This window comes from Bartonella sp. MR168JLCBS (assembly GCF_042194175.1).
Map to the genome: position 1 here is coordinate 457,450 of NZ_JBHIMP010000001.1, position 12,558 is coordinate 470,007.

9 protein-coding genes, 1 tRNA gene and 1 pseudogene are annotated in these 12,558 nt (G+C 37.7%); 4 read left to right on the forward strand and 7 right to left on the reverse strand.

The genetic code is table 11. From position 1 onward, the window contains the following. Positions 1 to 106: 106 nt before the first annotated feature. Positions 107 to 613, forward strand: a complete 507-nt coding sequence (locus tag ACFIK8_RS01840; RefSeq protein ID WP_375668899.1) for a hypothetical protein — start codon at positions 107 to 109, stop codon at positions 611 to 613. Between the two features lie 761 nt (positions 614 to 1,374). Here the strand turns inward: ACFIK8_RS01840 and ACFIK8_RS01845 are convergent. The 4 genes from ACFIK8_RS01845 to ACFIK8_RS01860 all read right to left on the reverse strand — a co-directional run bounded on the left by ACFIK8_RS01845 (position 1,375) and on the right by ACFIK8_RS01860 (position 5,015). Further along, on the reverse strand, positions 1,375 to 1,743 hold the full coding sequence (locus tag ACFIK8_RS01845; RefSeq protein ID WP_375668900.1) for a hypothetical protein: 369 nt from the start codon (positions 1,741 to 1,743) through the stop codon (positions 1,375 to 1,377). A gap of 1,262 nt (positions 1,744 to 3,005) precedes the next feature. Further along, on the reverse strand, positions 3,006 to 3,530 hold the full coding sequence (locus tag ACFIK8_RS01850; RefSeq protein WP_375635568.1) for a type II toxin-antitoxin system PemK/MazF family toxin: 525 nt from the start codon (positions 3,528 to 3,530) through the stop codon (positions 3,006 to 3,008). A gap of 294 nt (positions 3,531 to 3,824) precedes the next feature. Beyond that, entirely contained in the window at positions 3,825 to 4,397 is a 573-nt protein-coding gene (locus ACFIK8_RS01855) for a disulfide bond formation protein B (RefSeq protein ID WP_015856908.1), read from the reverse strand. A 12-nt stretch (positions 4,398 to 4,409) separates the two neighbouring features. Beyond that, positions 4,410 to 5,015, reverse strand: a complete 606-nt coding sequence (locus ACFIK8_RS01860; RefSeq protein WP_015856907.1) for a YqaA family protein — start codon at positions 5,013 to 5,015, stop codon at positions 4,410 to 4,412. A gap of 221 nt (positions 5,016 to 5,236) precedes the next feature. On the opposite strand from ACFIK8_RS01860, the gene ACFIK8_RS01865 reads away from it, so the two are divergent. After that, positions 5,237 to 5,321: transfer RNA gene (locus ACFIK8_RS01865), tRNA-Leu, on the forward strand. 1,350 nt (positions 5,322 to 6,671) lie between these two features. Here the strand turns inward: ACFIK8_RS01865 and ACFIK8_RS01870 are convergent. The 3 genes and pseudogenes from ACFIK8_RS01870 to fumC (ACFIK8_RS01880) all read right to left on the reverse strand — a co-directional run bounded on the left by ACFIK8_RS01870 (position 6,672) and on the right by fumC (ACFIK8_RS01880) (position 10,385). After that, the gene (locus tag ACFIK8_RS01870; RefSeq protein WP_375652751.1) at positions 6,672 to 7,562 is read right to left on the reverse strand and encodes an outer membrane protein; all 891 of its coding nucleotides are present in this window, start codon (positions 7,560 to 7,562) and stop codon (positions 6,672 to 6,674) included. A 642-nt stretch (positions 7,563 to 8,204) separates the two neighbouring features. Further along, positions 8,205 to 8,423, reverse strand: a pseudogene (fumC, locus tag ACFIK8_RS01875) (class II fumarate hydratase); the annotation flags it as partial. A gap of 573 nt (positions 8,424 to 8,996) precedes the next feature. Further along, the gene (fumC, locus tag ACFIK8_RS01880; RefSeq protein ID WP_375635572.1) at positions 8,997 to 10,385 is read right to left on the reverse strand and encodes a class II fumarate hydratase; all 1,389 of its coding nucleotides are present in this window, start codon (positions 10,383 to 10,385) and stop codon (positions 8,997 to 8,999) included. Positions 10,386 to 10,611: 226 nt separating this feature from the next. Between fumC (ACFIK8_RS01880) and groES the strand changes: the two genes are divergently transcribed. Together groES and groL are read left to right on the forward strand one after the other, a co-directional pair. After that, positions 10,612 to 10,908 carry a co-chaperone GroES gene (gene groES / locus ACFIK8_RS01885; protein ID WP_005774667.1) on the forward strand — a complete coding sequence of 99 codons (297 nt, stop codon included), beginning with the start codon at positions 10,612 to 10,614 and terminating at the stop codon, positions 10,906 to 10,908. A gap of 58 nt (positions 10,909 to 10,966) precedes the next feature. Continuing rightward, positions 10,967 to 12,558, forward strand: a 1,592-nt coding sequence (groL, locus tag ACFIK8_RS01890) for a chaperonin GroEL (protein WP_375668901.1), incomplete at its 3' end; no start/stop codon positions are given.

Consider the following 12,558-nt stretch of genomic DNA (forward strand, 5'->3'; position numbering starts at 1 on the left):
GGTGTGGTTGTGGGATTATTAAAAAGTGTGATAAGTGCGCAATGTGAGGGGAGTATAATCTCTGTGTAGTGAAGGAGAGAAGCGAGTACCGTTTGATAAAATTGCTTTGTTCCGAGCTGTTTATAGTGACATAGTAAGAGAAGCAAAAGAGGGAAAATTAAGGGTAGAATGGTACTATCTTAGTGGTTTTCGGGTGGGGCATTTGAACGATCCTATTGCTGAATATTCTTCTGTTTCCCTAGATGATTTGAGGAAATGGCTTTTATTGCGTGGTAAGAGACCTAAAGTTTTTTTCCCTGAGGATGATTCTCGTGACGTTAAGGATCAAAAATATGCGTTTCAAGATCCAACGCATCCACGTTATGCTCCAAAGCTTGCTGCTATTGTTGCGGCATGGGAAGCGGTGAGTGAGGTTGAGGGTGGTAAAACTGTTAAAGGAACGCTTGCAAAATGGTTGCAACAGAATGCTGATCAATATGATTTACACAATAAGAAAAATGGTAAGTTAAAAAAGGATGTTATTGAGGAATTAGCGGCTGTTGCGAATTGGGAACCTACCGGAGGGGCGCCTAAGACACCTGCCAGCTCTCTTTTATCAAAAGAAAAAAAATAAAAAGATCACTAAAATTGTGCTGTTTTTTTGATAATTTTGAAGATAATCTCTTTTTCTGGGGGAGATTTTTACTTTTCTTCCCTAGATTATAAGTAATTGTTTTTCAATGAAAATAATTTTTATAGTGTTCCTCTGACGGTTCAGACGGGGAAAATAGATATTTTGGGGCAGTAAAATTTACCCTGTAGTTTTCGTAACTTACCTCTCTATTTTTGTTTGATTTTTTTGGTCATTTTTAAAATCCGTTATCAATTTAAGGAGTGCAACATGATTAAAGTTAATCTTTTTTTACTATGCGTAAAAGTGTGAAAATTTTTCGGGGAAATGTACGGATATTTGGCAATGTGTTGCGGATGAGGTGGTACATAAATCATTTAGAATAGGCGTATTATCGTGTTGGTTAAAGTTTGAATGATCGCTGTTATTCAAATAGTCGAAGTTGAGCGTTGTTACAGCTTTTGCATTTAGGTGGATTTTTTAGCGTGTAACGAATTATCTTTTGTGCTGCAATTTCAGGGGTAGGTTTAAAGGTGGGAGTGCATAAATGAGAGAGAGATATTATCATATCAAACAGTGTTCAATTTATCGCATTGCATTTGTGTGAATATAGCTGATCAAATTTTATTTATCATGTAGAGTGGGGAAAAGTTAACAATATTAATTGAATATAAAAAAAACATAAACTGTAATCTGAATTACAGTTTATGTTATTAAGTATTAAATAAGCTTACTGTTTAAACTGTATTTAAGTGAAACGTTGTTTAAACGAGCATCCACGCACTGTCCGCAAAAGCATCAAATGCTTTTTGACCCGGTGTACGATAGGGAGCCCGCTTTTTAGAAAATAACCATGAAAAATACGCAATAAGACCCCAAAGTGCTGGTGCAAGTCCCATCATAACTCCTATCTTTACAACACCTTTTTTAAAATCTTGTTCAGTGCTTTGTGTTGAAATATGATCCATAATCATATCAATAGCTTTAACAACTTTATTTTCTTTTGACACTGTAGAAGCAAAACTAGAACCTTGAGAATGACTATTCAAATAATAAGCATTAGCTTCCAAAACCTGTGAAAAGAAAAAGGCTATTGTAACAATATATAACGCAATTTTTTGAAATATTTTCATTATAATGATCCAAATTTAAAAGATTTAATCAAAAAAGTTTTTTCATTACACTCTCTAAACAAAACAAAAAAAGCACCGTGGCATCCTATGATGCATAATTTCATTATGTATTTAATGTGCTGTTAATACAAAGTGTTCAATTGCACATTTTGTATTATATTTTTATGTAATTTCCATAGTTTATTGATTCTGTCAACTTTTCAATTTTGGTTTTTAACTTAAATTATAAGCTGTAATTTTTTTGTTAATTTAGAAATAAGTTTAAATTATATTATTGTTTTTATTGTATCATCTGTTTTGGTAAGTCGTAAACGCAATTCTATATTATTAACGGAGATATTTTAAATAAACAAAATGTTTTTTAAATAAACAAAATGTAGTTTTATTGTTGTGTAAATGACATATGTTCTGTATGATTTTTTCAAATTTCATAGTATTTTATAAAAATGCTATGGATTATTGATGCAATTTTTAAGATATATTGCGGTGTGAAGTAATCGTTTTTTGTTATATCATAAAAACACTATTTTGCGGTGGGGTGATGTAAGTTCTGTGTTCAGTGTTATCGTTACCAATCGGTTATCATATGGTAAGTAAACTAATATTATTCAGATTATATAAGCATTATTAGCTCTCTTTACAGAAATAGATGCGTTCAAAGATGAATGGAGTATTCTGTGTAGTCTTAAAGCGTTTGAATCATTAAATGCTCTTTATTTTTCTTTTCAAAAATGCTGGCTTTTTCATCCGCTTCATCCGTATTGAGGGACGTAAATAAACAAGTTGTGAGGTCGAATATCTTTTGGTAAATTGAGCGATTGAACACTTCAAGAGCGCGAAGAACAAGGGATTATTTGTTATGCCAAATTATGAAATTTTTTTCAATCTTGGAAAGATATTCCCATTGTGGCAAATCATATAAAGTTTAAGCAACGGCAGCACGGTTTTTTGTGCAATGAAATGATAAATATGTACAACATCACGGTAATCTCCGTGGGAAACTTTACCGGATCAACAGTACGGATAGTGTTTTCTGCTTACCCCAAATCGCAGATATTTCAAAACAACAACGGTGGAGAATGAATGTTGGATATGTTCTAGGGAAGGTTGCAAAAAATGGCTAAAAAGTTCTCAAAAAAAATACCAAAAATGACGAAAGGAGCGGTTGCCCACTCCTTCGTTCCTATCTCCCCTTTCGGGGAAGCGGCCACCATTACTGATGCCGTATATGGTGATACATATACGCTTATTTTTTTCAAAAGTCAATAGTGTAAATGCGGTAAATGTTTGAGCATCAGAGCTACAACTTTATGAAAATCTTCGCTGGATAATCTTGGAACAGTACGTGAGCAACTTAAACGACTTACAGAAACTGTTGTGACATAATTGCAGATAATCCATGCTTTTTTATTTTCTATGGGAGATTGTATTGGATACGCAGCGGGATTATTGGGTTGTGATTTCGTTGAAAAAGGTAAAACTGTCACATTTCCATATAATTTTGCATTCTTAGAAAGCACTAAAACAGGCCGCTTTTTCCAAAATTCAGGGAGTATCGAATCATGAGGAAAATCGCACCAAAAAACTTGTCTGATGCGTGGTGCCGATTTGATTCGTGGTTTTATGTGAGGTGGTTTTTTGTAAGGAGCATTTAAATCTCTTTCTCTTATATGCTCGCGCCATGCATTATAATCATGTTCCATCATAACACATGGTTCTTCAAGTTTGGTTATATCTAAGGAAATAGGTGATAGGGTAGAAGGCGCTGTGTTCTTATCTTCAGCCATAGCAGACCATTTATATTTATCGGTCCCCTCACTTATTATTTTACGGCTTTTCTATCACGAGTTTTTATCAAAATGTTGCTCATAAGTACAGAGAGGTGAAACCATAAAATGGATATATCTGCTTATTTTTGTCTTTTGCGTACAACGCTAGAGGAGGGATATTGGTGATAGGTGGGTTGTTGGGTTGGTTTGGCGGTGGGTGGTTTTGGGTGGTGATTGGTGACTGGAGGGTTGTTGGTTAGGGGGAAGCGATTGGAGAGAACGAGTGCACGCGGCTTCATTTCTATTTTATGGTTAGAGTTTCTTATTGCTTGAAAGGAGTCCTTTTGAGGCAACATAAAAACTGATAAGCATGTAAAATAGACTAGCAACGACATTCCAGCCGGCAAATGAAAGAAAAAGAAAGCGTGCGGATGCTTCAGAACAAGAAGGGGGATGAATGTTGTTTAATTGGTTAAGAAGCTGGTTAATGTCTGAGGTTTTTCTCACTGCGCTTAAACCACAACTGAGGGGGGCTGCCCAAAAGCCATATTCAACACCTGCATGATAAATGGCTAAAACAAGGCTTATACACATTAAGACAAAAACACACAAAAATAAAAGTTGTATCCAAGCAGACATGCGAAAAAAACATGCCCCAAAACCTGCTAAGAGCAAAAAGGGTATGGCACCATAATAGGGAAAACGCTCTATGAGACACAAATCGCAAGGAAGATACCCTCCAAAATATTCAAAACCAAGGGCAAGACCTATTGTAGCGGACAAGCAAAAAGCGAGAAAAAAAGCCCATAAACTTTGTTCTTTTCTGCTGGGTTCAAGATGAAGGTGCTTGTATAAAAGTGGGTGAGAAGACAAAACGCACGCCATTAAGTCTGTTCCTTATAAAAGCTTTTTGTTTAAAAAAGCTATGAAAATCCCATAAATTAAAACGAGACTAACACAACCAATGAGAATAATCCATTTGAAATTCTGTACTAGAAAATTCATTGCTTTTTGCCCAAAATGTTTAATCAGCCACGCGAGAAGATAAAAACGAGCGCCTCTAGAAAAAATACAAATAAGAATGAAAAGTTCAAGACGTACACTCATTACACCGGCCAAAATTGTGACAATTTTGATGGGGGGAAGATGAAAAAAACCTGATGTTATCAGTAAAATGACTAGAAATTGCAGGGTTGCACTATTTTTCAGAGATTCAAAACTTTCAACCTTACCATAAATTTCTAAAATGGGTTTGGCAAGAGTATCATAGGCAAAATGTCCGATAAACCAACCGGCAATGCCTCCTAATACAGAACAGATAGTCGCAATCAAAGCATAGCGATAAACTCGCTTTTGATGGATAAGCAGCATCGGAATATATAAAACATCTATGGGAATTGGAAAAACAGAACTTTCAATAAAGGCAATGAAACCAAGCCAGTGTGGTGCTGTACGCCGATTTGCCAAAGAAATCGTCCAAAGCTTTAATTTGTTTAATATCATGAGGCTTTCTATAAATTTAAGAGGTAAAGACTTTACAAATGAGATTGTTATAAATCCGGTAGAGAAATCCAATAAAAAAAATATTTCATAAAACAGATAAGAAAATGATATGAATTCTTAAAAAATGAGAAGTCTGCTGTTGACGAATCTGTGCTTCTTCATATAGTGCAAAGGAATAATCGACAAGTCTGTATTTTAAGTACTGTCTTTTGTAGCAATGTGCGGGTGTGGTGGAACTGGTAGACGCGCCAGACTCAAAATCTGGTTCCGAGAGGAGTGTCGGTTCGAGTCCGACCACCCGCACCATCTCATAGAGATTTTCCTTTATCCTGTTATGGCGTATCATGTTAATTTATAAAACATGTGGGATTTATAAATAGTGTTCACTGTTTTGCATGTTGAATGAAAAACCTCGAATACCATAGGATTCTTTCATTTTAAGTTTGTTTATTTTAAGTTTATTTATAGTAAATTAACCGAAATCATGTCTTTTGTACATTGCAAGCTAGATGCGCTATTGTGGAATGAAATTTTACAAAAAATGAATAAAAATGCCTCTTAATAAACCGTTTCAAGGGCATCATTGGGGGGTAGGAGTATATGATGGATGGTGCCAGCTTGCACTTTTATGAAGTGTAAAGATGATGCTCTATAGATTTTATATTCTTGTGGGCGTTGTTGCAAAATGGGCGTCAGGGTTTTGAGAGATGTTTCTTGAAAACACGAATGTGAATTACCAACCCAAGTGTCTTGGATTTGAGTGTGTTTGGGATTTGAGTGTGTTTGGTTTGGAGCGCTGTCGTATGACATGAGGGGCGTGATCCAAAAAAGTCCCGTGAGAAACACAAGCATGAGGCAATGCGTAAACTCCTTTCTTTAAAAGACAGAGCTGTAGAGGCTTAAAAGATAGTGCTTTAGAGGCTTTGAAAGTCGTAAAACCGAAGTAAAAGGAAATAGTAAGGTTGGAAATTGGTTTTTGCCTTGACAATTTCATATTCTCCCCAAATGAAGCTGTCTCCCCGTTACAGAAATTACATAAACAGAGAACCGCAATATCCTCTCTCTACTCTGGTATACAATAGCTGTAAACACTGTCATTTGAAGTGTGGTCATATAGGGTCTGTAAACTTCCTTGAAACGTTACAGTAATTTTTTTTTCAGTGTGTGTTGGATATTCTTAAGAGTGTTTGTTTTACTTTAGGTTTAAGGGCATTCCATGGGGAGGCGCCAAGAGGAGCCTGCCCCAAGAGTCCCCAAGAGTTGTTGTGTTTTTACAAACGGACATGATTTTAGAAATGGGTTTTAGAATCTTGATCCTTTGAGAGTGGGGAGGCAAGTCAACATCATCCTATAAAACTGCAATTGATGCACAATATCCATAGTTCTTTTAAAGAAACATCTCTTAATAACTGCTCTCATTTATTTTACGATGGTAGCCAGTGATATGATGGTAAAGCTTTTATATTCTAAATGTATACATGAAAGGGGGAGAGGATAGGAGCTTGCTTTAAAAGAGGGAGAGGCTTTATTGTTTTGTGACGATTTGTTTACAGTTTAGTCTTGGTTTTTAGAATCTGCGTCTTTTTAGGAGGGAAAGAGGCATAAAAAAACCCCGTTTTAACAGGGTTTTTTAAGAGTTCAATTTTTCTACAAAACTTAGAATTTATAAGCGATACCAAAGCGAACATCATGCGTTTGAGAAGAGATTTCAAGGTTATCGTCTGCAAATTTCTTTTTCAAAAAATCTGAATAACGATATTCTGTACGCATGATGATATTATCTGTCATTGCAAGATCAAAACCACCACCAATAGTGTAACCAAACATTGTTTTTGTTTTATCTAACACATCGCCAGAAGCAAAAACTGTCGAATCTTCTTGTGATTTTGATAAAAGTGACATGATATATTGCATTTGTGTATAGGCTATACCCCCTGCAACATAAGGCATAAGACGATGGGAAGCAAAACCAATACGCGCGCGTGCAGCACCAGACCATTTTTCTTTCAATGTTACACTGCTGACAACAATGTCACCATAGTTGGGTATCGTTTCATCCTGAGCTGCAGGTTTTATGATAGGAATCCCAGCTTCTTTAAAGGCAATGTTAATAGAGTCTAATTCATCTAGAATTTTCTTTCCATTGTCTGTTTGGGTACTTTTCCTCCCAGACCAGACTATGTCCGTATCAAAACCGAAAACAAGGTTCTCTCCCAGATCAATATTAGAACCTGCATACAAACCTGCTCTCAATCCTGATGGTTTCGGTGATAAATCTCTATCAACCCAAGCCCATTTTCCGTCCCTGGCTTCTTTTGCGTAATCTAGAGTATTTTTACTGGAAAAATATCCAATTTGTCCTCCAAAATAAAAACCAGACCAAGAAAAAGGCGCAGAAACAGTAACCGGTGTGATACGTGACGATGAATCATTTTGCAATGAAACCTTCGGTTTTGATTGCTCAAAGATTACCGTATCTGCTGCTTGCGCTGTTGAAGTGGTAATGAAAGTGAAAATAGATAGTGCGATTAAATATTTTGTTTTCATAAAAACGTCCCCAATTCATTTCGGATACAAATCGTATTATATACAAATTGGTTAAAAAAATCTATAGTTAATATCATTATGAAAACTAAAATACGTATAAAATCTATAATTAACCATATTAAAGTGTTTTTAAAACTTGTTTTCGTGCTATTATTCCGCGTTTTTCTTAATTTTTCAGGGTTTGTATATATTCCTTCAGTGTTTTCTATGTTTTAGAAAAAAATATAGTATAGCAAATAAGATTTTAATTTTTTTAAAGAACCATTATTATATATATATTAAAAATACTCTTTGTTATTCAGTGTTAAATATATTGTCTATAATGATTGATATCATTGTGCTTAATATTCAATTGATCGTAAAAAATACATATTGGCACCATCACATTCTTTGCTCGTTTCTGATATTGCGTAGCTTTGTATTGCGATAGCCTTTTGAGCACTTGAGAGGATGAGCGACTTTATTTCTTTATTTCTTTTTTTATCTATATGCCACTTTTGCTTATAACAATCCAAGCGAATAGTTTTGATTGATTGAATGGGATATGAAGAATAAGAAGGAGCAAAGTGCGAGAATCTGATGTTTCATGAGGTTTCTCATGCACCATGTAAAACGATAAATTCTTCTTTTCGTTCGCTTAAAGCCGGAACGTGGATGAGAGCCTAAAAACTGAATGTCGTTGGCAATTTTAAAGAGATTAGCGCGTGCACTCAGGTTTTTGTGGAAATGGGTGAGGGCGCCATGATAGGTAAATGCCTCAAATTTTTTGCGAACTGTCAAGGATATCCCTGTCAGAGAGCTGATTGTTTCAGTAAAGGCCAAAACCTTTCGGTGCATTGAGTTTTTTCCAACAGCTGTTCCTCTATTGAGCACTTCTATCTTCACGCTTCATAAAGGAGACATTTCTCAATGCTCCCAAACCCATTTCATGGCGGTGGCTCGTGAATGGTATAAAGATAAAGCCATTGAGCCCCCCTTATCTTTACGCTTCATAAAGAAGCAAGCCGGTACGATCATTATATTTACCAGCTCGTGGGTGTTGTGACAGCCCTCTCCACAATGTTGTGACAGTTCTTGGCACTTGAGGCGGTTCGTTAGAGGCGTTTTTAGTCATTTCTTATTTTATACAACTTCTATCCATACATTTATCCCGCTTGTGATGTGGAAGTAAGTGATTTTGATTGATTTAACATGGGACAGATTTAAAATGAGAAAATCCTACGGTATTCAGGATTCTCATTCAATATGAATGACGCGAGATTATCATTATAGATAAATACATTATCTCATTGAGACAAGAGCAGAAATATGGACCAGAGCCTAAAATGAACGCTGTGGGTAATCGTTATCGGTCATCGTCGGGGTGTAAACACCCCGATTTTTTGACAGAAAGATTTGTTTTAAGACGTTTGCATCTTTTTTTTAGTGAGTTGTTTATTGGGGAGAAATCATCTTTTTGGGATCAACCAGCCGGTCATAATCAGCTCCAGAAACGCCAGCTTTTATTGCTTCTGCGCGCAAAGTTGTATCATTTTTATGCGCTGCTTTGGCAATTTCAGCAGCTTTTTCATAGCCAATTTCTGGTGCAAGAGCTGTGACTAACATGAGTGAGCGCTCCATGAGCGAGTGAATATGAATGCGATTGGCTCGTAATCCTTGAATGCAATGTTCATCAAAAGAGCGCATGCAATCACCAAGAAGGGTAATTGATTGTAAAACGTTATAGCCAATAACAGGTTTATAAACGTTGAGTTCAAAATGTCCTTGGCTTGCGGCAAAGGTTACGCTGGTGTGATTGCCAAAAACTTGGCATGCGACCATGGTTAAGGCTTCACATTGCGTGGGATTAACTTTTCCTGGCATGATGGAAGATCCGGGTTCATTTTCGGGAAGACTGAGTTCCCCTAAACCTGAACGTGGTCCTGAGCCCAAAAATCGAATGTCATTAGCAATTTTAAACAGATCAGCAGCTAAGGCATTCAAGCTCCCATGGAAATGCGCAAGGGCTCCATGATGGGCGAGTGCTTCAAATTTATTGCTGGCAGTTTGAAACGTTATTCCTGTGAAAGCGCTCACTGTTTGCGCAAAAGCAATGTCAAAACCTTTTGGCGCATTTAGTCCTGTGCCAACAGCCGTGCCACCTTGAGCAAGCATGTGGACATCGGTTAGAGCATTTTCAATGCGCTGAAGATTGGCTTCTAATGCGGCACGATAGCCTGAAAATTCTTGTCCTAAGGTTAAAGGCGTTGCATCTTGGGTATGGGTGCGGCCGATTTTAATGATGTCTGCAAATTCTTGCTCTTTTTGTTTTAGTGTAGCAATAAGAGCTTCAAGGATTGGCAGTAAGTGTTGGCGTGTTTGCAACGTGGTGGCAATGTGAAGCGCTGTGGGAAAGGAATCGTTCGATGATTGACTCATATTGACATGGTCATTGGGATGAACTGGTTTTTTGCTTCCAAGTTTTCCTCCCAAAATCTTACTGGCACGATTAGCAATTACTTCATTGACATTCATATTGCTTTGTGTGCCAGAACCTGTTTGCCAGACGGAGAGTGGGAAATGCGTATCAAAATCGCCGGCAAGCACTTCATCGGCGGCGGCAATAATTGCTTTTCCAATATTTGCTGGTAGTTTTCCTTTGTCCATATTTACAACAGCTGCAGCTTTTTTGATAAGGACTAAGGCATAAATGATGGCAAGAGGCTGCTTTTCACTGCCAATATTAAAATTATGCAGTGAACGTTCAGTTTGTGCTCCCCAATAACGATCTTGACGTACCGAAATCGTTCCAAAGCTATCCGTTTCCTGACGTGTTTCAACCATGATAAGATCCTTTTTTGTTCACGGGTTCTTAAAAAAGCTAAATAACGCGAAAGTGCAATGAGAGGCAAGACTTTGAAGCTTCATTTAGAGAAATTATTTTATGGCTATTCTTGACATTAAGAGATGCAGATTTTATATCTAACTTATACTAGCACTCTCAAGCTATGAGTGCTAGCAAGAACTTTTAAGATTAATGCAATTATGTTCAGTTTTAAGGATTTAAAACATGGCTAATATACAATTCCGCCCACTTCACGACCGTGTCGTTGTCCGTCGGGTTGAATCTGAAAATAAAACGGCTGGTGGGATTATCATCCCTGATACAGCAAAAGAAAAACCTCAAGAAGGCGAAGTGATTGCTGTTGGTAATGGCGCTCTCGATGATAACGGAAAGCGTGTGCCTTTAGAAGTCAAAACAGGAGACCGTATCCTCTTTGGAAAATGGTCCGGAACTGAAGTCAAGATTAATGGGGAAGACCTCCTCATCATGAAAGAATCTGACATTATGGGAATTATGGGCTAATTGAAGCGCTTAATTTTTCATTGTGTACTATTTTGAGAAAACTCCAAGGAGAAATTAAATGGCTGCTAAAGAAGTCAAATTTGGCCGTGAAGCGCGTGAGCGTTTGTTGCGCGGTGTCGACATCCTTGCTAATGCTGTTAAGGTGACACTCGGCCCTAAAGGTCGTAATGTGGTGATTGATAAATCATTCGGTGCGCCTCGCATCACAAAAGATGGTGTATCCGTTGCAAAGGAAATTGAACTTGAAGATAAGTTCGAAAATATGGGTGCACAAATGTTGCGCGAAGTTGCTTCTAAAACCAATGATATCGCTGGTGATGGAACAACAACAGCAACTGTTTTAGGACAAGCTATTGTGCAAGAAGGCGTTAAAGCTGTTGCTGCTGGCATGAACCCAATGGATCTTAAACGCGGGATTGATGCTGCTGTGGATGAAGTGGTGGCAAACCTCTTCAAAAAAGCAAAAAAAATCCAAACTTCAGCAGAAATTGCACAAGTAGGAACTATTTCTGCTAATGGTGCTGCTGAAATCGGTAAAATGATCGCTGATGCTATGGAAAAAGTGGGCAATGAAGGCGTCATTACCGTAGAAGAAGCTAAAACTGCTGAAACGGAATTAGAAGTCGTTGAAGGAATGCAATTTGACCGTGGGTATCTTTCCCCTTATTTTGTCACAAATGCTGAGAAAATGGTCGCTGATCTTGATGATCCTTACATTCTCATTCACGAAAAGAAATTGTCTAATCTACAATCTCTTCTTCCAGTGCTTGAAGCTGTTGTGCAATCTGGAAAACCACTTCTCATTATCGCTGAAGATGTGGAAGGTGAAGCCTTGGCAACACTCGTGGTCAACAAGTTGCGTGGTGGTTTGAAAATTGCTGCTGTAAAAGCACCTGGATTTGGTGATCGCCGTAAAGCAATGTTAGAGGATATCGCAATCTTGACATCCGGACAGGTTATTTCTGAAGATGTGGGCATTAAACTTGAAAATGTCACTTTGGATATGCTTGGACGTGCAAAGAAAGTGAACATTTCTAAAGAAAACACCACCATTATTGATGGTGCTGGACAAAAGTCTGAAATTACTGCTCGCGTCAATCAAATCAAGGCTCAGATCGAAGAAACAACTTCTGACTATGACCGTGAGAAATTGCAAGAAAGACTTGCTAAACTCGCTGGTGGTGTTGCTGTTATCCGCGTGGGTGGTGCAACAGAAGTTGAAGTGAAAGAAAAGAAAGACCGTGTTGATGATGCTTTGAATGCAACACGTGCTGCTGTTGAAGAAGGTATTGTTGCTGGTGGTGGTACCGCATTGTTGCGTGCAGCAAATGCGTTGACCGTTAAAGGAAGCAATCCTGACCAAGAAGCAGGTATTCATATCGTTCGTCGTGCTCTTCAAGCGCCAGCACGTCAAATCGCAACCAATGCCGGTGAAGAAGCCGCTATTATTGTGGGCAAAGTGCTGGAAAATAATGCTGACACTTATGGTTACAATACTGCCACGGGTGAATTTGGTGATTTGATTGCTTTGGGAATTGTTGATCCAGTGAAAGTTGTGCGTTCTGCTCTCCAAAATGCGGCTTCAATTGCTAGCCTTCTGATTACAACAGAAGCAATGGTTGCTGAAGTTCCAAAGAAAGATACACCAAT

Excerpts from the sequence above, each read along its gene's own strand:
- fumC (WP_375635572.1), bottom strand. The coding sequence starts at position 10,385 with ATGGTTGAAACACGTCAGGAAACGGATAGCTTTGGAACGATTTCGGTA.
- groES (WP_005774667.1), top strand. The coding sequence starts at position 10,612 with ATGGCTAATATACAATTCCGCCCACTTCACGACCGTGTCGTTGTCCGT.
- ACFIK8_RS01860 (WP_015856907.1), bottom strand. The coding sequence starts at position 5,015 with ATGATATTAAACAAATTAAAGCTTTGGACGATTTCTTTGGCAAATCGG.
- ACFIK8_RS01870 (WP_375652751.1), bottom strand. The coding sequence starts at position 7,562 with ATGAAAACAAAATATTTAATCGCACTATCTATTTTCACTTTCATTACC.
- ACFIK8_RS01850 (WP_375635568.1), bottom strand. The coding sequence starts at position 3,530 with ATGGCTGAAGATAAGAACACAGCGCCTTCTACCCTATCACCTATTTCC.
- ACFIK8_RS01855 (WP_015856908.1), bottom strand. The coding sequence starts at position 4,397 with ATGGCGTGCGTTTTGTCTTCTCACCCACTTTTATACAAGCACCTTCAT.
- ACFIK8_RS01845 (WP_375668900.1), bottom strand. The coding sequence starts at position 1,743 with ATGAAAATATTTCAAAAAATTGCGTTATATATTGTTACAATAGCCTTT.